At 64.2% G+C, this 16,914-nt stretch carries 19 protein-coding genes; 9 read left to right on the top strand and 10 right to left on the bottom strand.

All coding sequences use genetic code 11. The features are described from left to right. Positions 1-56 precede the first annotated feature (56 nt). Genes F474_RS19975 through F474_RS19950 form a run of 6 tightly spaced genes read right to left on the bottom strand, consistent with a single transcriptional unit; the run spans position 57 to position 4,643 of the window. Entirely contained in the window at positions 57-758 is a 702-nt protein-coding gene (locus tag F474_RS19975; protein ID WP_097088122.1) for an HAD family hydrolase, read from the bottom strand. Then, positions 755-1,657: a tyrosine recombinase XerC gene (xerC, locus tag F474_RS19970; RefSeq protein ID WP_097088125.1), complete on the bottom strand. Its 903-nt coding sequence runs from the start codon at positions 1,655-1,657 to the stop codon at positions 755-757. Before xerC ends, F474_RS19975 begins: the two co-directional genes overlap by 4 nt. 2 nt (positions 1,658-1,659) lie before the next feature. Further along, positions 1,660-2,388, bottom strand: coding sequence for a DUF484 family protein (locus F474_RS19965; protein WP_097088128.1), 729 nt, complete (start codon positions 2,386-2,388; stop codon positions 1,660-1,662). Positions 2,389-2,401: 13 nt separating this feature from the next. Further along, positions 2,402-3,232 carry a diaminopimelate epimerase gene (gene dapF / locus F474_RS19960; protein ID WP_097088130.1) on the bottom strand — a complete coding sequence of 277 codons (831 nt, stop codon included), beginning with the start codon at positions 3,230-3,232 and terminating at the stop codon, positions 2,402-2,404. Positions 3,233-3,236: 4 nt separating this feature from the next. Then, a complete protein-coding gene (gene lysA, locus F474_RS19955; RefSeq protein WP_097088132.1) occupies positions 3,237-4,484 on the bottom strand; it encodes a diaminopimelate decarboxylase in 1,248 nt (415 codons plus the stop codon). Between the two features lie 9 nt (positions 4,485-4,493). Beyond that, positions 4,494-4,643 (bottom strand): lipoprotein, encoded by a 150-nt coding sequence (locus F474_RS19950; protein WP_097088134.1) that lies wholly within the window; start codon positions 4,641-4,643, stop codon positions 4,494-4,496. A 182-nt stretch (positions 4,644-4,825) separates the two neighbouring features. On the opposite strand from F474_RS19950, the gene cyaY reads away from it, so the two are divergent. After that, entirely contained in the window at positions 4,826-5,158 is a 333-nt protein-coding gene (gene cyaY / locus F474_RS19945; RefSeq protein ID WP_097088136.1) for an iron donor protein CyaY, read from the top strand. Beyond that, positions 5,159-5,371 carry a DUF1289 domain-containing protein gene (locus F474_RS19940; protein ID WP_097088138.1) on the top strand — a complete coding sequence of 71 codons (213 nt, stop codon included), beginning with the start codon at positions 5,159-5,161 and terminating at the stop codon, positions 5,369-5,371. It abuts the gene before it with no gap. Here the strand turns inward: F474_RS19940 and F474_RS19935 are convergent. From F474_RS19935 to argH, 4 genes are all read right to left on the bottom strand, one after another. Next, complete coding sequence (locus tag F474_RS19935) at positions 5,355-8,195, bottom strand: class I adenylate cyclase (RefSeq protein WP_097088141.1); 2,841 nt, start codon at positions 8,193-8,195, stop codon at positions 5,355-5,357. The genes F474_RS19940 and F474_RS19935 overlap by 17 nt on opposite strands. 77 nt (positions 8,196-8,272) lie before the next feature. Further along, positions 8,273-8,518 (bottom strand): TIGR02647 family protein, encoded by a 246-nt coding sequence (locus F474_RS19930; RefSeq protein ID WP_097088144.1) that lies wholly within the window; start codon positions 8,516-8,518, stop codon positions 8,273-8,275. Positions 8,519-8,559: 41 nt separating this feature from the next. Continuing rightward, on the bottom strand, positions 8,560-8,826 hold the full coding sequence (locus F474_RS19925) for a hypothetical protein (protein ID WP_097088146.1): 267 nt from the start codon (positions 8,824-8,826) through the stop codon (positions 8,560-8,562). 48 nt (positions 8,827-8,874) lie between these two features. Then, positions 8,875-10,275, bottom strand: a complete 1,401-nt coding sequence (gene argH / locus F474_RS19920) for an argininosuccinate lyase (RefSeq protein WP_097088149.1) — start codon at positions 10,273-10,275, stop codon at positions 8,875-8,877. A gap of 114 nt (positions 10,276-10,389) precedes the next feature. On the opposite strand from argH, the gene F474_RS19915 reads away from it, so the two are divergent. From F474_RS19915 to F474_RS19885, 7 genes are all read left to right on the top strand, one after another. Further along, positions 10,390-11,454: a sensor histidine kinase gene (locus tag F474_RS19915; protein ID WP_097088152.1), complete on the top strand. Its 1,065-nt coding sequence runs from the start codon at positions 10,390-10,392 to the stop codon at positions 11,452-11,454. Continuing rightward, positions 11,451-12,197 (top strand): LytTR family DNA-binding domain-containing protein, encoded by a 747-nt coding sequence (locus tag F474_RS19910; protein ID WP_097088155.1) that lies wholly within the window; start codon positions 11,451-11,453, stop codon positions 12,195-12,197. Before F474_RS19915 ends, F474_RS19910 begins: the two co-directional genes overlap by 4 nt. 87 nt (positions 12,198-12,284) lie before the next feature. Then, a complete protein-coding gene (gene hemC / locus F474_RS19905) occupies positions 12,285-13,223 on the top strand; it encodes a hydroxymethylbilane synthase (RefSeq protein ID WP_097088159.1) in 939 nt (312 codons plus the stop codon). Then, complete coding sequence (locus F474_RS19900; RefSeq protein WP_097088162.1) at positions 13,223-13,981, top strand: uroporphyrinogen-III synthase; 759 nt, start codon at positions 13,223-13,225, stop codon at positions 13,979-13,981. Before hemC ends, F474_RS19900 begins: the two co-directional genes overlap by 1 nt. Positions 13,982-13,995: 14 nt before the next feature. Next, positions 13,996-15,090, top strand: coding sequence for a uroporphyrinogen-III C-methyltransferase (locus F474_RS19895; RefSeq protein ID WP_097088165.1), 1,095 nt, complete (start codon positions 13,996-13,998; stop codon positions 15,088-15,090). Then, complete coding sequence (locus F474_RS19890; protein ID WP_097088168.1) at positions 15,087-16,313, top strand: heme biosynthesis HemY N-terminal domain-containing protein; 1,227 nt, start codon at positions 15,087-15,089, stop codon at positions 16,311-16,313. The genes F474_RS19895 and F474_RS19890 overlap by 4 nt, the downstream gene beginning before the upstream one ends. An 89-nt stretch (positions 16,314-16,402) precedes the next feature. Continuing rightward, positions 16,403-16,891, top strand: coding sequence for a disulfide bond formation protein B (locus F474_RS19885; RefSeq protein ID WP_097088170.1), 489 nt, complete (start codon positions 16,403-16,405; stop codon positions 16,889-16,891). Positions 16,892-16,914: the final 23 nt, after the last annotated feature.

The following is a 16,914-nucleotide window of genomic DNA, read 5'->3' as shown; positions in this document are numbered from 1 at the left end:
CGCTGCCTCGCCCTTGAAAAGCCCGTCGTCGTCGCGGGCTTTTTCTTGGGTGGTGGTCAGCCCTGCTGCCAGCGTTCCAGCAACGCCGGTAGCTCGGCCAGGCTGGCGATCTGTGCGTCAGGCAGAGCGCCGGCTTCCCATGGCAGGCGCCGCGGGTTGTACCACACTGCCCGCAGGCCAGCTTGCTGGGCTCCCGCAATGTCGTCGCAAGGGTTGTCGCCTACATGCACCGCGTGGCATGCATGGGTGCCTGCACGGCGCAAGGCTTCCTCGAAGGGGGCAGGGTCGGGTTTGCCGACCCCGACGTCCTCGGCGCACAGCGCGAAACTGAAATAATCCGCCACACCCAGCCGGCGTACGTCTGCGTTGCCGTTGGTGAGGGCGGCCAACCGGTAGCGGTTGGCGAGCTGCTCAAGGGTCGGGTACACCTCAGGGAAAAAGTCGACCTGGTGCCGCGCATGCAAAAAGGTTTCGAACGCGCTGTGCGCCAGTGTTTCGGCTTCGGCCTGAAGGTAGCCTGCCTCCAGCAGGCCATGGAACAGCACGCGCCGGCGTAATTCGCTGATGCGGTGTTTCAGGCTTGGCTCTGCGCTGACCAGCCGTTGCCGAATCGCGAACAGCGCTTCTGGGGGGAAGGCCCCGATCCGCGGCGCGTGCTCAGCCAGCCACTGGCGCAGCACCCGTTCGGCGTTCTCGATCACCGGCGCGGTGTCCCACAGCGTGTCATCCAGGTCGAACGTGACCAGCTCGATGTTCATCCGTCTTGCTCCTTGGTGCCGCGGCGTGCCCTGGGGTGCGCTTTATCGTAGACCGAAGCCAGGTGCTGGAAGTCCAGGTGCGTGTAGATCTGTGTGGTGGTGATGTCGGCGTGGCCGAGCATCTCCTGAACGGCACGCAGGTCCTGGGAGGACTCCAGCAGATGGCTTGCGAAGGAATGGCGCAGCATGTGCGGGTGCAGGTGCTGGCCAAGTTCGCTGATGCCGGCCTTCTGCAGCATCGCCTGAATGCCGCGCGGCCCCAGCCGCCGGCCCTGCTGGCTGACGAAAAGCGCACCGTCGGCGGGCCGTGCCATGCCGCGGTAAGCTAGCCAGCGGCGGATCGCTTCCTGCGCCTTGCGCCCCACCGGTACAACCCGTTGTTTGCTGCCCTTGCCCAGCACCTGCACCAGGCCGGCGTTCAAGTCCAGAGCGTCTAGGTCGAGCCCTGAAAGCTCTGACAGCCGCAGCCCCGAGGAATAGAACAACTCGAGCACGGCGTGGTTGCGCCGGCCCAGGAAATCTTCCTCCACGGCACCCTCGAGCAATTGCTGTGCGCGGTCGGTATCGAGCACCTTGGGCAATTTGCGTTCAGCCTTCGGTGCGCTCAGCCCCATCGCCGGGTTGTGCTCGCACAGCCCCTCGCGATTCAGCCAGCGGTAGAGGCTGCGGACTGACGACAGTAGCCGCGCCAAGCTGCGCGGGGCTTGCCCCTGCTGGTGCAGTTTGGCGACCAGCCGTCGCAGTTGCGCGGTGGTCAGGGCTTGCCACTGCGTGACCCCAGCCGGCTCGCACAGGGTGATCAGCTTGCCGAGGTCGCGGCGATAGGCGTCCAGCGTGCTGGGCGAGCTTTGCCGCTCGGTGCGCAGGTAGTTGCAGTAAGCATCCAGCTGCGCCTGCATGGTCAGCGCACCGAGCGCAGGGTATGGGTGAAGTGCGGCAGCACCCGGCCTAGCACTTCGGCGATGTAGTTGAGGAACAACGTGCCCACCGAGCTTTTGTAGTGGTTCGGGTCGGCGCTGCCGATGGCCAGTACGCCATGCAGACCTTGATGCGACAGCGGCGCCAGGGCCGTGGAGCCGATTTCGGTGGCCGGTTTTTCGCCGAACAGGAAGGCCAACTCATGAGGCCGCAGCGAACCGCTGACCGGTTTCCCTTCGTTGAGCAGCCCGCCAATGGCCTGCTGGGCCTCTGCCAGCGGTACCGAGCGGCCGACCGGCGTGGGCAGCTCACTGAACAGGATCAGGCTGACGAAGGGCACCTTGAAGTCTTGGCGCAGGCTGTCGTCCACACTCATCACGACCTCTTCGAGGCTGGTGGCGTCGAGCAAGGCGAGGATCAGCCGGCGGGTCTTGTCGAACAGCCGGTCGTTGTCACGGGCAACGTCCATCAGCTGCGCCATGCGCTGGCGCAGCTCAGTGTTGCGCTCGCGCAGCAGTTTGAGCTGATGCTCGACCAGCGACACGGTATCGCCACGGCGGTGGGGGATGCGCAGGTCGGCCAGCAGCTCTTCGCGGCCGACGAAAAAATCCGGGTTGGCGTGCAGGAACTGGGCGACCGCGTCGGCCCCGGGCGCCAGCGGCGCGCCTTCGTGGGAGGGCTTGCGTGCGGTGGCGCGGGGTTTGTCGGTCATGGTCTCACTCGCGTTAGAGGCGTACTTGGCCTTCGAAAACCCGGGCAGCCGGGCCGGTCATCATCACGGGCTGGCCAGGGCCTGCCCATTCCAGGGTCAGGCGCCCGCCGGGCAGCTCCAGCTCCACGGGCGAGTCCATCCAGCCCTGGGCGATCGCCGCCACGGCCGCGGCACAGGCGCCAGTACCGCAGGCCTGGGTTTCCCCAGCGCCGCGCTCCCACACCCGCAACTTGCCATGGTGCCGGTCGAGCACCTGCAAGAACCCCGCATTCACCCGTGCAGGGAAGCGCGGGTGATGTTCGATCTTCGGGCCGAGCTCTCGAACAGGGGCGCTGTTAACGTCTTCCACGCGCAGCACCGAGTGCGGGTTGCCCATCGACAGCGCGGCGATTTCCAGAACCTGGCCGTCGACGTCAAGGCTGTAAACCGGGGCCTGGGCAGGGGCCTGGAACGGGATATCGGCCGGGACGAAGCGCGGCGGGCCCATGTCGACGCGTACCTGGCCATCGTTGCGCACGTCGAGCTCGATGACGCCGCTCTTGGTTTCGACACGGATGCGTTTCTTGGTGGTCAGGCGCTTGTCGAGCACGAAGCGGGCAAAGCAGCGCGCACCGTTGCCGCATTGTTCCACTTCCGAACCGTCGGAATTGAAAATGCGGTAGCGGAAGTCGACCTCGGGGTTGGTCGGTGCTTCGACAATCAGCAGTTGATCGAAACCCACACCGGTATTGCGGTCACCCCACTGGCGCGCATGCTTGGGCGTGACATGGGCGTGTTGGGTGACCAGGTCGAGCACCATGAAGTCGTTGCCCAGGCCATGCATCTTGGTAAAGCGCAGCAGCATCGGTTCACTCCGGCAACAGGCTTTCGCCGGCGTACAGTTCGGCCACGGTTTCACGGCGGCGCACTTCGAATGCCTGGCCACCGTCGACCAGCACTTCAGCGCAGCGGCCGCGGGTGTTGTAGTTGGAGCTCATTACGAAACCATAGGCACCGGCGGACCGAACGGCCAGCAGGTCGCCTTCCTCAAGTGCCAGCTCGCGGTCCTTGGCCAGGAAATCCCCAGTCTCGCAGATTGGCCCCACCAGGTCGTAGGCCTTGGCCTGGCCCTGGCGCGGTACCACGGCATCGACGCCCATCCAGGCCTGGTAAAGCGCGGGGCGGATCAGGTCGTTCATGGCCGCATCGATGATGGCGAAGTTCTTGTGCTCGGTGTGCTTGAGGTATTCGACCTGGGTCAGCAAAACCCCCGCATTGGCGACGATGAAACGGCCCGGCTCGAACACCAGGGCCAGGTCGCGGCCTTCGAGGCGCTCGCGCACTGCTTTCATGTAGTCGCCGGCTACCGGTGGCTCTTCGTCGCGGTAGCGCACGCCCAAGCCGCCGCCCAGGTCCAGGTGCTTGAGGTGAATGCCGCACTCGGCCAGCCGATCGACCAGCAGCAGGAGGCGGTCGAGGGCATCGATGAAGGGGGCCAGGGTGGTCAGCTGCGAGCCGATGTGGCAGTCGACACCGACTACTTCCAGGTTGGGCAGGTGCGCGGCACGTACATAGACCGCCTCGGCGTCGGCGATGTTGATGCCGAATTTGTTTTCTTTCAGGCCCGTTGAGATGTACGGGTGGGTGCCGGCGTCGACGTCCGGGTTCACCCGCAGCGACACCGGGGCGCGCACGCCCATTTCGGCGGCGACTTCCTGAAGGCGCTCGAGCTCGTTGGTGGATTCGACGTTGAAGCAGTGCACGCCCACTTCCAGTGCGCGGCGCATGTCGGCGCGGGTCTTGCCGACGCCGGAGAACACTACGCGGTCGGGCCGCCCGCCCGCGGCCAGCACGCGCTCCAGCTCACCGCCGGAAACGATGTCGAAGCCGGCACCCAGGCGAGCCAGTACATTGAGCACGCCTAGGTTGGAATTGGCCTTGACCGCAAAGCACACCAAATGCTCGGTACCGCTCAGAGCATCGGTGTAGGCACGATACTGGCCTTCGATGTGAGCGCGGGAATAGACGTAGGTTGGAGTGCCGAAACGCTCTGCGATCTGGGTAAGCGCGACGCCCTCCGCGAAGAGCTGGCCTTCGCGGTACTGGAACGGGTTCATGGAAATCCCTTAGAAAGTACGCTGATGCGTGTGCGAGCTGGGTTGTTCGACGGTGGACTTGCTGCCGTCCGGCAAATAGAGCGGGCCCTTCTGGCCACAGGCGGACAACAGGCAGGCCACGGCCAGCAACGCGGCGAACGAGGCGATCAGACGCTTCATGGGAAATCCTTTGTGCAAATCGGCAATTGCGCCCGAGTATACCGGTGCACCACGCCCTTGCCTACGCAATGGGCGCCCGCCTGGCGGGGCGGCCGGGGGCGGTGGCTGGTCAGATAGTCTTTGCAATCGCCTGCGCCTGCTCGTATCGTGCCGCGCTTGCGCCAACAACCGAAGGTGAGCACATGAGTTTGACCGAAGCCCGCTTCCACGACCTGGTCGATACGACCCAGCAGAACCTGGAAGACCTTTTCGACGACAGCGGCCTGGACGTCGATATGGAAAACTCCGGCGGCGTGCTGACCCTGCGCTTCGAAGGCGGCAGCCAACTGATTTTCAGCCGCCAGCCCGCCTTGCGCCAGTTGTGGTTGGCCGCTCGCTCCGGGGGCTTTCACTTCGACTACGACGCCGAGTCGGGCAAGTGGATGTGCGACAGCACCGATGAGTTGCTCAACGAGATGCTGGTGCGCATTGTCTTCGAGCAGGCCGGTGAAAAGCTCGACTTCGACGAGATCTGAATGGCCAGCGAAAAACCGCTCTACATCAATGCCAGCAATGCCGTTAAATCACCCTGCGTGAGCCTGTGCCGGCTCGACGAAGAGCGCTTTTGCCTGGGCTGCTTCCGCCATGTGGAGCACATCCGCCAGTGGCGGGCGGCAAGCGACGAGCAGCGCCGCGACATCTGCGATCAGGCGGCACAGCGCAAGGCGCAGCTCAGTCCAGTGCCGTGAGCGCGGCATTGATCGCCCGCTCGAGGTCGGCCTTGTAGCGCAGGTAAACGTTGCTCGAAAACCCCTGCTCATGGCCCAGAGCCGACAGGTCCAGGTCAGTGATGTAGCAGCGGTAGCGCTGGGCCGGGCTGCGCTGGCCAAGGATTTCCTGGGCCACCACCTGATAGAGCGCGCTGCCGTGCTCCAGCTCGCTGAATTCCTTCTGGTTGCAATAAAGCACCACGCGGGTCTGCTCCGAGGAGCTCTTGAACATGATCGCCTGCACGTCGAAAAACGGCGTCATGTCGGTGTCGGCCGGCAAGGCCAGGCGCGCCACGGTGCGCGCGCGATTACCCTGGCCTGCCTGTAGCCGGTAGAACAGGGTCTCCAGGTGCTGAGGGCTGGCCAATGCCCCGCGTGCCTCGCGGCGCTCAACGACCGAGCGCAGAAAACGCCGCAACGGCTGCAGCAGGCTGGCTTCGTCGTGAAAGGGCAGGCGCTGGCGCCATAGCGAATTGAACTCGTCCAGCACGTACAGCTGTGCTTCGTCGCCCTGAGCGAAATAGAACACCTGAACGCAATCGGGGTGCGCATGAGGCAGGATCAACGCCAGGTCCTGGTCTTCCAGCGCATGGGGGTCCAGGTGCAAGGGGCTGTAGCGTTTGAGTGGCCGGGAGAGGTAATCGAGCAGCACCGCCAGGCTGGGCAGTGGGAAGTGCCGCACCTGCCCGGGGGTAAGCTCCAGCACATGGTAGTGTTGCTGGATCTGGATCAGATAGCGATGGCCCAAGCCTCGGTTGAGCAACGTCTGTGCAGTGCTGAACAGCTCCTCGACCCGGGCCGAGATAGCGGCCGCGCGGTTCTGGCAATAGCAGCGCACGCTGACCTTGGGCGCCGGCCGGCCTTCCGGCAGGCCGTTGAGAAAATCGCGCAGGCAGTCGAGCAGCGCATGGCGCCCGTCGAAACGGCTGACGGTGACCTCGTTCCAACTGTTGACGGTCACTTGGTCCAGGGTGAGCACCAGGTTGTCGCGGGCACCGGCGTAGCTGAGCGAATCGGTGCGCTCGGTGGTCAGCAGGATGTTCAGCTCGCGGTGGTGCTTGAGCGGGTCTATTCCGACGTTCACCAGCAAGAGCACTTCGGTGGCCACCGCAGGCTGTAGCAACTGCTCGTCTTCGACCTGCGGCATCGGCAGCGGGATCAACTGCTGCAACGCCCCGAGCAGGTTGAACAGCTCGAAGTCGTTCACATCGCTGGTACCCGGGTGCAGGGCAAGGCGGGTGCTGCTGTCGATCACGCCGTTGCGATGGCCCCAGGCCAACAGGTCGACCAGGCAGTGGCTGCGCTTGAAGGGTGCAAAGTGCTCCCATTCGAGCACATTGAGGTTGCCGTGAAACAGGGCCCATTGGGTCTGCCCGGCCTCTCGCCGGTTGGGCGCCTGAATCAATGTGAGCGTGTCCTCGGAGAGGTCAGGGGCGATGCCTGGGTTGATCAGCTCGATCTTGCCGGCACGGCGCTCGAAGGTGGCGTACAGCCGCCGGCCCAGCACGTTCAGATCCTGGCGTTTGGCAGGGCTGGTGCTGGGATGCAGGCGGGCGAAGCCTGTCAGGAACCGGTAACTCTGATTGAGTGCGGCCACTAACCCCCGGCGCTCCAGCGTTACCTGGCGCACCTTCCAGGATGCGCGGCCGTCGAGCACTGCCAGGTGCCGGTCATCCCAGCCCCACTCGGTGACCAGCTTCTCCATTACCGGCCGCTGCCACCCCTGGGCGCGCCCGCGGGCCGGAGCACTAAGGCGCCGGTTGACCTTCAGGTAGAACGCCCGGCGCACCAGCTCCAGCCGCCCGTGATCGCCGGTGCCTTGCAGGTAGGTTTCGATACGCCGGTAGGCCATCAGGTAAGGGTCCAGCTCATCGGGTGCGATGCGGTTCTCGAATATCGCTTGCTTGTAGTCAAGGCCAAGGCAGCGTACGTGCGGGTGTTCGGCGGCGTACAGCTCGGTGAGTAGCAGCTTGATCACCGATTTGAAGGGTGAATCGATGCCCTTGAACAGCTGCCAGAGCCCTGCGCCGATGAACTCTCCAGGGGGGATGCGCGACAGGTTGCCCAGGTCCAGCACCTCTTCTTGGCGAATGAAGCGCTTGCCCAGAAGTGTCTGAGTGAAGTGCTCGTAACGCTGTTCTTCATAGGCAGGCACCAACCACCACAATGGCGTGCGCCCGGCAATCCACAGGGCGGTGCGGTAGAACTCGTCCAGCAGCAGGTAATGTTGGGTCGTGCCGCTGTCGTCGGAGCTCAGGCGGTTGTCACGGTCTTCCCGAACGAAACGCTCACAGTCGATCAGAAAAAAATGGGCCTCGGCGCCCAGGCTTTGAGCCCAGGCCTCCAGCAGGCGGCATTTTTTCTCCAGTTCCTGAAGCGCACCGGCTTCCAGGCCCGGGGCGTGGCACACCCACATGTCCATGTCGCTGCTGTCGTCTTGCGCCAGTGTGCCCAGGCTACCCATCAGGTAAAGCCCGAGGATGGGTGCAGGTGCATTGCGGCGGGCCTTGTAGGCGAAAGATCGGGCCAGGCGCTGGCCTTCGGCGAGTACTTCTTCGCTGGGCTCGTAACCACTGATGCCTGCCGGGGTGAACCCGGATACGTAGCCCGGCAACAGCGGATGGTTGACATGAAACAACAACGGCAACAGCACCAGCACCTGCTTCTGCCGGGTGGAAAACCCTTCGCAGGCACGGGCCAGGCGTACATTGCTCGCCGCCAGAAAGCGCGCGCGCACGGTCGCCAGAGCCTTGCGGTCGATACCGTCGTCAAGATCCGGGCGAATGTCGTGATGGCGGGTCATGTAGCTCTCGGTCGGTGGCCGACGATAACGGTTACCTTTGAAGCGTTATCGGCAGCCACCGGCGGAGTTTGAGGCGCTCAGGCTGCTTCCTGTTGCTCCAGGATGCTGAGCAGGCTTTGCGCGTGCTCTGCGGCCTCCAGCCCCAGGTGGGTCAGGTAACCGCCATCGGCCTGGCTGATCAGGCCCTTGGCGTGCAGGCGCCGAGTGGCGGCGACCAGCTCGGGCGAGGCATCGTGATGAACCTTCAACCCTTCCTGGCTGTTGCCCAGGTTGAAATGGGCGAGCATCTGGACTTCTGCAAGCAGTTCGGCATGTAACGTCATGGCAGCTCCGGTGTTGTTGTTTTCAGGAGCAGTGTAGACGTTCAACGGCTTTCAGGAAGCTCGGGCAGGCCGCGTAGCGCCGTTTCGTACCATTGGCTGTCGAAGGGTCGATCGGCCTCGAGCATGTCGTCGATCTCCATGGCCAGCACCTGGGCCATCAAATCGAGCGCTTCCTCTGGCTCGTAGCCCACCAGCGTGAGCTTGTTGTACACCGCCTTGGCAGCGGCCGGCTCGCCGGTTTCGATCTGGTTCTCGATGGCCTGGATCAGGGTGTTCTCGACGAATTCGTCTTCGGGCTGTTCGCTCATGGTCGGCTCCTGGCGTGAAAGGCCCGCGACCGTGGCCGCGGGGGAGGGTCATGCGTTACGGCTGGCCAGCAAGGCCTGGCCCCGGATCACGGCGGCCTGCACCTGAGCAGGGGCGGTGCCGCCGATGTGATCGCGAGCATTGACCGAGCCTTCGAGGGTGAGCACTTCAAACACGTCCTGTTCGATACGGTCGCTGAAACGGCGCAGCTCCTCGAGGCTCATTTCAGCCAGGTCCTTGCCGCTGTCGACGCCATACTTGACCGCATGGCCCACGATCTCGTGGCAGTCGCGGAAGGGCAGGCCGCGGCGCACCAGGTAGTCGGCAAGGTCAGTGGCGGTGGAGAAGCCACGCAGGGCCGCTTCGCGCATGTTGGCGTGGCGGGGCTTGATGGCGGGCACCATGTCGGCGAAGGCACGCAGCGAGTCGCGCAGGGTGTCGGCGGCGTCGAACAGCGGTTCCTTGTCTTCCTGATTGTCCTTGTTGTAGGCCAGCGGCTGGCCCTTCATCAAGGTGAGCAGGCCGGTGAGGGCGCCGAATACCCGGCCACTCTTGCCGCGTACCAGTTCAGGCACATCGGGGTTTTTCTTCTGCGGCATGATCGAGCTGCCTGTGCAGAAGCGATCGGGCAAATCGATGAACTGGAACTGCGCGCTGGTCCACAGCACCAGCTCCTCGGAAAACCGCGACAGGTGCATCATCGCAACGCTGGCGGCTGCGCAGAATTCAATGGCGAAGTCGCGATCCGAGACGCTGTCGAGCGAATTGCCACCGATGGCTTCGAAACCCAGGAGCTCACAGGTGACTTCGCGGTCGATCGGGTAGGTGGTGCCAGCCAGGGCCGCACTGCCCAGGGGCATGCGGTTGGTGCGCTTGCGGCAGTCGACCAGGCGCTCGTGGTCGCGGCTGAGCATCTCGAACCAGGCCAGCAGGTGGTGCCCGAAGGTGACCGGCTGGGCAGTTTGCAAGTGGGTGAAGCCCGGCATGATGGTGGCTGCTTCGCGCTCAGCCAATTCCAGCAAGCCTTTCTGCAGGCGGGTGATTTCGGCCAGGATCAGGTCGATCTCGTCGCGCAGCCACAGGCGGATGTCGGTGGCTACCTGGTCGTTGCGGCTGCGGCCGGTGTGCAGCTTCTTGCCCGTGATGCCGATGCGGTCGGTCAGGCGCGCCTCGATGTTCATGTGAACGTCTTCGAGGTCGACGCGCCATTCGAACTGGCCGGCTTCGATCTCGGCCTGGATGGTTTTGAGCCCGTCGATGATGGTGTCGCGTTCGGCCTCGGTGAGCACGCCGACTTGCGCCAGCATGGTGGCGTGGGCGATCGACCCCATGATGTCATGGCGGTACAGGCGCTGGTCGAAGGAAACCGATGCGGTGAAACGGGCGACGAAGGCGTCCACGGGCTCGCTGAAGCGGCCGCCCCAGGACTGGTTGGTCTTTTCAAGGCTCATTGGTCTGGCTCGGTGAAGGCTCGAAAGGAAAGGGCTGCATCATAGCAGGGTTGCCGGCGCGGGCGGGGCATGAGAGAAGATCGGTACCGACTAACGCCCGCGCAGGAGGCAGCGATGCACACGGAAGCGGCCACCCCCCCGCACAGGGAGTTTTTCCTGCCTGAATTGTGTGCGCCTCGCGCCTTGCTGCTGTTGATCGTGCTGGCCGAGCTGCTGGTGCTGGTGCTGGTGCTGTCGGAATCGATGGCAGCGGGCTTCAACTGGGTGCGCCTGGCACTGACCTCGCTGTTCGTGCAGTGGATCGTGCTGCTGTCGGCGGCGGCGTTGTGCAACCTGCGCCCGCGCTTGGCGAGGTTGCATCCGGGGGCGGCCGGCGCCTGGTGCTGTTCGCTCGTGGTGGCCCTGACGCTGGCGGGCACCGCCTTCACCGATTACTACCAGCTCAGCAGCCCGCAGGCCCCAGAAGGGCTCTACCGTTATTTGCGCCATGGCGTGATCGCGCTGATCATGTCGGGCCTTTTTCTGCGTTATTTCTATCTGCAAAGTCAATGGCGCCACCAGCAGCAAGCCGAGCTTCGCGCTCGCCTGGAAGCCCTGCAGGCGCGCATCCGCCCCCACTTCCTGTTCAACAGCCTAAACAGTATCGCCAGCCTCATCGCGCTGGATTCGGCCAAGGCCGAGCAGGCGGTTCTGGACCTTTCCAGCCTGTTCCGGGCCAGCCTTGGTACGCCCGGGAGCCTTGTGCAGTGGGGGCAGGAGTTGGCCCTGGCACGTCGTTATTTATCAATTGAGCAATATCGCCTCGGCGAGCGTCTACAGTTGGAGTGGAAGATTGGCGGCGTGCCCGAAGATGTGCCGATCCCCCAATTAACGCTCCAGCCGCTACTGGAGAATGCCTTGATCCATGGAATCGCCCCGCGCATTGAAGGCGGCCTGGTCAGTGTCGAAGCGCAATACCACGGGGGGGAATTCAGCTTGTGCATCACCAACCCCTACGATGAAGCCGCCGCCGCCCGGGTACCGGGCGGTACGAGGCAAGCGCTGGCGAATATCGAAGCCAGGCTCGGGGCACTTTTTGGCCCCAGGGCGAGTCTGAGCGTGGTACGCCGTGACGGTCGTCACTCCACTTGTCTACGCTACCCTTGTGCGAGACTCACGCAGGAATCCGGCCCTTTATGAATGTCCTGATCGTTGATGACGAACCATTGGCCCGCGAGCGCCTGACCCGGATGGTCAGCAATATCGAGGGCTATAGCGTTCTGGAACCCAGCGCCTCCAATGGCGATGAAGCCCTGACGCTGATCGACAACCTCAAGCCTGACGTCGTGTTGCTCGACATCCGCATGCCGGGGCTCGATGGCCTTCAGGTTGCAGCTCGCCTGTGCGAGCGCGACACCCCTCCGGCGGTGGTGTTCTGCACTGCCCATGACGAATTCGCCGTTGATGCTTTCCAGGTGAGCGCTGTGGGCTACCTGGTCAAGCCGGTGAGCGCCGATGACTTGACCGATGCATTGAAAAAAGCCGAGCGCCCCAATCGTGTACAGCTCGCCGCGCTTACCCGCCCTGCCTCCGAAAGCGGCACGGGGCCCCGAACCCATATCAGCGCCCGCACCCGTAAAGGTATTGAGCTGATCCCGCTGGACCAGGTGATCTATTTCATAGCTGATCACAAATACGTGACCTTGAGGCATGTGGGTGGCGAAGTGCTGCTCGACGAGCCGCTCAAGGCGCTCGAAGACGAATTCGGTGACCGTTTCGTGCGTATCCACCGCAATGCGCTGGTGGCGCGCGAGCGCATCGAGCGCCTGCAACGCACGCCCCTTGGCCATTTCCAGTTGTTCTTGAAAGGCTTGGGCGGCGACGCGCTGACCGTCAGCAGGCGCCACGTCGCGGGCGTGCGCAAGATGATGCAGCAGCTTTGACGCAGCGCAGGGTGCAGAGCGGGGGGCCTCCGCCCCGCAGGGCCTGAGCTGGTATGATCCTGGCCTTTACTCGTCATGGATCATCACATGCCTAGTCGCACCCTCCGTATCGCCACGCGCCAGAGCGCGTTGGCACTCTGGCAGGCCGAATACGTCAAGGAGCGCCTGCAGCAGGCACATCCAGGCCTGGTGGTCACATTGGTACCCATGGTCAGCCGAGGCGACAAGCTTCTGGATTCGCCCCTGGCAAAAATCGGCGGCAAGGGGCTGTTCGTCAAGGAGCTTGAAACCGCTCTGCTCGAAGGCACTGCCGACATCGCCGTGCATTCGATGAAGGATGTGCCGATGGACTTCCCCGAGGGCCTCGGGCTTTTTTGCATTTGCGAGCGTGAAGACCCTCGTGATGCATTCGTTTCCAACACCTATGACAGCCTCCACGCTCTGCCTGCCGGTAGCATCGTCGGCACCTCCAGCCTGCGCCGCCAGGCTCAACTGCTCGCGGCGCGGCCTGATCTGTCGGTGCGCTTCCTGCGTGGGAACGTCAACACTCGCCTGGCCAAGCTCGATGCTGGGGAATACGACGCCATTATCCTGGCTGCCGCGGGCCTGATCCGCCTGGGCCTGGGTGAGCGTATTCGAAGCAACCTGAGTGTCGAGGCCAGCCTGCCTGCCGGCGGCCAGGGCGCGGTCGGTATCGAATGCCGCACTGCCGACACCGACCTGCACGCCCTGCTCGAACCGCTTCACCACCTGCCGACCGCCGTGTGCGTGACCGCCGAGCGCGCTATGAACAAAGCCCTCAACGGTGGGTGCCAGGTGCCTATCGCTTCCTACGCAGTGCTGGAGGCGGGCGAGCTCTGGCTGCGCGGCCTGGTCGGCGAGCCTGGGGGGGAGCGTTTACTGCAGGCTGAAGGGCGGGCGCCTCAGGCACAGGCGCAGGGTTTGGGCGAGCGCATTGCCCAGGCCCTGGTCGAGCAAGGTGCGGGCGAGATTCTCGCGGCCATCTACGGCCAGGGCGAAGGCTGATGAGCCCTTGGCGGCTGCTGGTCACCCGTGCCGAGCCCGAAGCCAGTGAGCAATGCCGAGCCCTGGCAGCGCAGGGCGTATTTGCCAGTGCGCTGCCGACGCTGGAGATTCAGCCGCTGGCGATGAGCGATCAGCAGCGTCGGCTGCTCGCACAGCGTTATGACGCAGTCATTGTTGTCAGCAAGGCCGCCGCCCGCCTGTGCCTGGCTCACTTGAGCGGGCAGCCGCAGCCTGCCGAGCATTGGTTTGCGGTAGGTGAGGGTACTGGCCGGCTGCTGGCGGGTGCCGGGCTTGGCGCGCATTGGCCATTGCGCGGCGAAGACAGCGAAGCCCTGCTGGCTTTGCCTGAGTTAACCTGCGCCCTGGCTCACCCCTGCCCGAGAGTGTTGATCGTGCGCGGGCAAGGCGGCCGGGAGCTATTGGCCGGCACCTTGCGTGAGCGCGGGGCCCATGTGGATTATCTGGAGCTTTACCGGCGGGTTTGCCCTGCCTATGCCCTTGGCGAACTGGCCGCCCGCGCGGCAGCGGAACGCTTGAACGGGCTGGTGGTCAGCAGTGGGCAGGGTCTGGAACACTTGCATGCCCTGGCCGCCGAGCAGTGGCCAGCGCTTGCGGGGCTTGCGCTGTTCGCGCCGGGCGAGCGCGTCGCTGCGCTAGCGCGCCAGTTGGGTGCGCGGCAAGTGATCGACTGCCGGGGCGCCAGTACCGCAGCATTGGTGTCGGCCCTGGCGGCGCACAGCCCAGGCGCCACCTCATGAGAAAGGATGGATAAGTGAGCGAAAAACAATTGAGCGAACAGCAGGCGCCCTCCAGCGCCGAGCAAACCCCGGTACCGGCCAAACCCAGCGGCGGCAAAGGGCTGGCCGCTTTCGCACTGCTGGTGGCAGCCGTAGGCGTGGCCGTGGCCGGGTGGGGCGTTTGGCAGTTGCACACGCTCACACAGAGCCACCAGCGCCAGTCTTCCCAGATCGAGACGCTCAGCATCCAATCGCAGACCCTCAAGCAAAGCGAACAGCAGCTTGACCAGCGCCTGGCCCAGTTCCCCTTGCCGCAGGAGCTCGAAGAGCGACGTCAACTGGTCGCCCAGCTTCAGGGCGATCAGCAACGCATCAGCCAGCGCCTGGAAACCGTACTGGGCTCCAGCCGCCAAGGCTGGCGCCTGGCAGAGGCCGAGCATCTGCTGCGCTTGGCCGCGCTGCGGTTGTCAGCCTTGCAAGACATCACCAGCGCCACCGCGCTGGTGGAAGGGGCCGACCAGATCCTGCGCGAGCAAGACGACCCGGCCGCGTTCGCCACCCGTGAGCAACTGGCGCGCAGCTTGGCTGCGCTCAACAGCGTCGACCAGCCTGACCGCACGGGGCTGTTCCTGCAACTGGGCGCCTTGCGCGATCAGGCCGCGCAGCTTTCTGCGCTGGCCCCGGCATTCCAGGCCCAGGAGCAAGGCCAGCCTGTGCAGGCCGCCGACGACGGTTGGATGCACTGGCGCAAATACTGGCAGCGAATCTCCGGTTTCTTCCGCGTTGACTTCAACCCTGACGACAACCTGCGGCCGTTGTTGGCCGAGCAGGGGTTGGGCCAGGTTCGCATGGCGCTCAGCCTGGCGCTGGAGCAGGCCCAATGGGGCGCGCTCAATGGCCAGCAGGCGGTTTACCAACAAGCCATGAAACAGGCTGGCGATATCCTCGGCGCCGCCTTCAACCAAGAGAATGTGCAAGCGCGTAACCTGAGCGCCCAGCTGGCCAAGTTGGCCAAGGCGCCTGTGCAGGTGCAGACCCCCGACCTGGGCCCAAGCATCAAAGCGCTGCAGGCCTACCTCGCGCAGCGCCAGGCGCCTGAGCCTTCGACTCAGCGGGAGGCCAAGCCATGAAGCGGCTGTACGCGATCGTCTTCGTCGCGGTGCTGCTGGCGCTAGTGATCGGCCTGGGTATCGCCAAGCATCCCGGTTACGTGCTGATCGATTATCCCCATGTGTTTCGCTACGAGTCCGGCCTGTGGTCCACGCTCGCTGCGCTTCTGGCCATAGGGTTGGTGGTGCTGTTGGTGACCGGGTGCGTGCGCTTGTTGCTGACTTCTACCAAGGTGGTCAACCCGTGGTCGCGGCGTAATCGCCAGCGCCGCGTACAGGCCGCCGTGTCCCGGGGCCAGGTAGAGTTGGCGGAGGGGCGCTGGGCCAACGCCCAACGCCACCTGAGCATTGCCGCCGAGGCAGAGCGCTTTCCGTTGTTCTACTACCTGGGTGCAGCGCGTGCGGCCAACGAGCTAGGCGAATACGAACAAAGCGATGCCCTTCTGGAGCGTGCACTTGACCGTCAGCCTGGTGCGGAGCTTGCAGTCGCGCTGAGCCATGCACAACTGCAGGTTGATCGGGGTGAGCCAGAGGCTGCGCTGGAAACCTTGAGGTTGATGCGCGAACGCTACCCCAACAACGTGCAGGTGCTGCGCCAACTCTATAGGTTGATGCATGAGCGCGATGACTGGGCCGGGCTCATTCGCCTTATGCCAGAATTGCGCAAGGCCAAGGCGCTGCCGGCTCGGGAGCTGGCTGCTCTGGAGCAACAGACTCTGCGCGAGGGCCTGTTGATCGCCCCGGTAGAGGGGCAAAACCAACGCGACGCACTTGAGCAGTCATGGAATACCTTGAGCACTGCTCAACGTCAGGAACCCGCCTTGGTGCTGGCCTACGCTGACCAATTGCGGCGAGTGGGTGCCACCGCTGAAGCGGAGGCGGCACTGCGCATGGCACTCAAGCGCCAGTACGACAGCCGCCTGGTGCGATTCTATGGCCTGGTGCGTGGCCAAGACCCTCTCAAACAACTGCAATTCGCCGAAGGCTGGGCGAAGGAACATGCCGATGACGCAGGGTTGATGCTCACCCTTGGCCGGCTGTGCTTGCAGAACAGTCTGTGGGGCAAGGCGCGGGATTACCTGGAAGCCAGCCTGCGCCTGCAGCGGCACCCTGAAGCGTGCGCTGAGCTGGCTCGTTTGTTGGGTCGCTTGGGCGACACTGAGCGTAGCAACCAGTTGTTTCAAGAAGGCCTCGCCTTGCTCGACGAACGCCTGTTGGCGCTGCCGCTGCCGGCTGCCCGTTGACTTTCAGAGCGCTCTGACTCGGGCGCTCTTGAAAGCGGCGAGGGCTTTCCTTACCGTTGCCCTCCAGTTTCCGGCCTTCAGGTTCAGACATGCCGTTGGTTCGTTCGCGCTCACCGTTCATCCTGGGTTTTCTGATCGCTGCATCAGCATTGGGCGCGGCGTTTTATCTGGAAGAAATCGCTAACCTGGCCCCTTGTTCGCTCTGCATCGTGCAGCGGGTGTTCATTGGTGCTGTAGGTGCGTTGTGCTTTCTGGGCGCCTTGTGCGTGCCCGGCCGCCGGGTTGCCCGCCGGTATGCACTGGCCAGCATCCTGTGCTGCTCGCTGGGGGCAGCTTCGGCTGTTCGACAGCTCTGGCTGCAGAACTATGCCAACCCCGCCGATGCCATGTGTTTTTCAGGCGTCTGGCACCTGCTGACTTCCCTGCCAATGGCCGACGCCGCAAAGGCATTGGTGCTGGGGACGCCTGATTGCGCGAATGTGACCTGGACGCTACTTGGTATGAGTTTGCCGGAATGGAGCCTGCTTACCTACTGTGGTCTGGCGATGCTGGCCATCATGGCGTTCGTTCGACGCTGATGGCTGTTTGCTGGCCATCAAAC

The organism is Pseudomonas sp. URIL14HWK12:I12 (genome assembly GCF_003097135.1).
Classification (GTDB): domain Bacteria; phylum Pseudomonadota; class Gammaproteobacteria; order Pseudomonadales; family Pseudomonadaceae; genus Aquipseudomonas.
Note: the sequence above shows the minus strand (reverse complement) of the source record. Positions and strands in the feature narration are given on the sequence as shown.

Excerpts from the sequence above, each read along its gene's own strand:
- F474_RS19975 (WP_097088122.1), bottom strand. The coding sequence starts at position 758 with ATGAACATCGAGCTGGTCACGTTCGACCTGGATGACACGCTGTGGGAC.
- xerC (WP_097088125.1), bottom strand. The coding sequence starts at position 1,657 with ATGCAGGCGCAGCTGGATGCTTACTGCAACTACCTGCGCACCGAGCGG.
- F474_RS19965 (WP_097088128.1), bottom strand. The coding sequence starts at position 2,388 with ATGACCGACAAACCCCGCGCCACCGCACGCAAGCCCTCCCACGAAGGC.
- dapF (WP_097088130.1), bottom strand. The coding sequence starts at position 3,232 with ATGCTGCTGCGCTTTACCAAGATGCATGGCCTGGGCAACGACTTCATG.
- lysA (WP_097088132.1), bottom strand. The coding sequence starts at position 4,484 with ATGAACCCGTTCCAGTACCGCGAAGGCCAGCTCTTCGCGGAGGGCGTC.
- F474_RS19950 (WP_097088134.1), bottom strand. The coding sequence starts at position 4,643 with ATGAAGCGTCTGATCGCCTCGTTCGCCGCGTTGCTGGCCGTGGCCTGC.
- cyaY (WP_097088136.1), top strand. The coding sequence starts at position 4,826 with ATGAGTTTGACCGAAGCCCGCTTCCACGACCTGGTCGATACGACCCAG.
- F474_RS19940 (WP_097088138.1), top strand. The coding sequence starts at position 5,159 with ATGGCCAGCGAAAAACCGCTCTACATCAATGCCAGCAATGCCGTTAAA.
- F474_RS19935 (WP_097088141.1), bottom strand. The coding sequence starts at position 8,195 with ATGACCCGCCATCACGACATTCGCCCGGATCTTGACGACGGTATCGAC.
- F474_RS19930 (WP_097088144.1), bottom strand. The coding sequence starts at position 8,518 with ATGACGTTACATGCCGAACTGCTTGCAGAAGTCCAGATGCTCGCCCAT.
- F474_RS19925 (WP_097088146.1), bottom strand. The coding sequence starts at position 8,826 with ATGAGCGAACAGCCCGAAGACGAATTCGTCGAGAACACCCTGATCCAG.
- argH (WP_097088149.1), bottom strand. The coding sequence starts at position 10,275 with ATGAGCCTTGAAAAGACCAACCAGTCCTGGGGCGGCCGCTTCAGCGAG.
- F474_RS19915 (WP_097088152.1), top strand. The coding sequence starts at position 10,390 with ATGCACACGGAAGCGGCCACCCCCCCGCACAGGGAGTTTTTCCTGCCT.
- F474_RS19910 (WP_097088155.1), top strand. The coding sequence starts at position 11,451 with ATGAATGTCCTGATCGTTGATGACGAACCATTGGCCCGCGAGCGCCTG.
- hemC (WP_097088159.1), top strand. The coding sequence starts at position 12,285 with ATGCCTAGTCGCACCCTCCGTATCGCCACGCGCCAGAGCGCGTTGGCA.
- F474_RS19900 (WP_097088162.1), top strand. The coding sequence starts at position 13,223 with ATGAGCCCTTGGCGGCTGCTGGTCACCCGTGCCGAGCCCGAAGCCAGT.
- F474_RS19890 (WP_097088168.1), top strand. The coding sequence starts at position 15,087 with ATGAAGCGGCTGTACGCGATCGTCTTCGTCGCGGTGCTGCTGGCGCTA.
- F474_RS19885 (WP_097088170.1), top strand. The coding sequence starts at position 16,403 with ATGCCGTTGGTTCGTTCGCGCTCACCGTTCATCCTGGGTTTTCTGATC.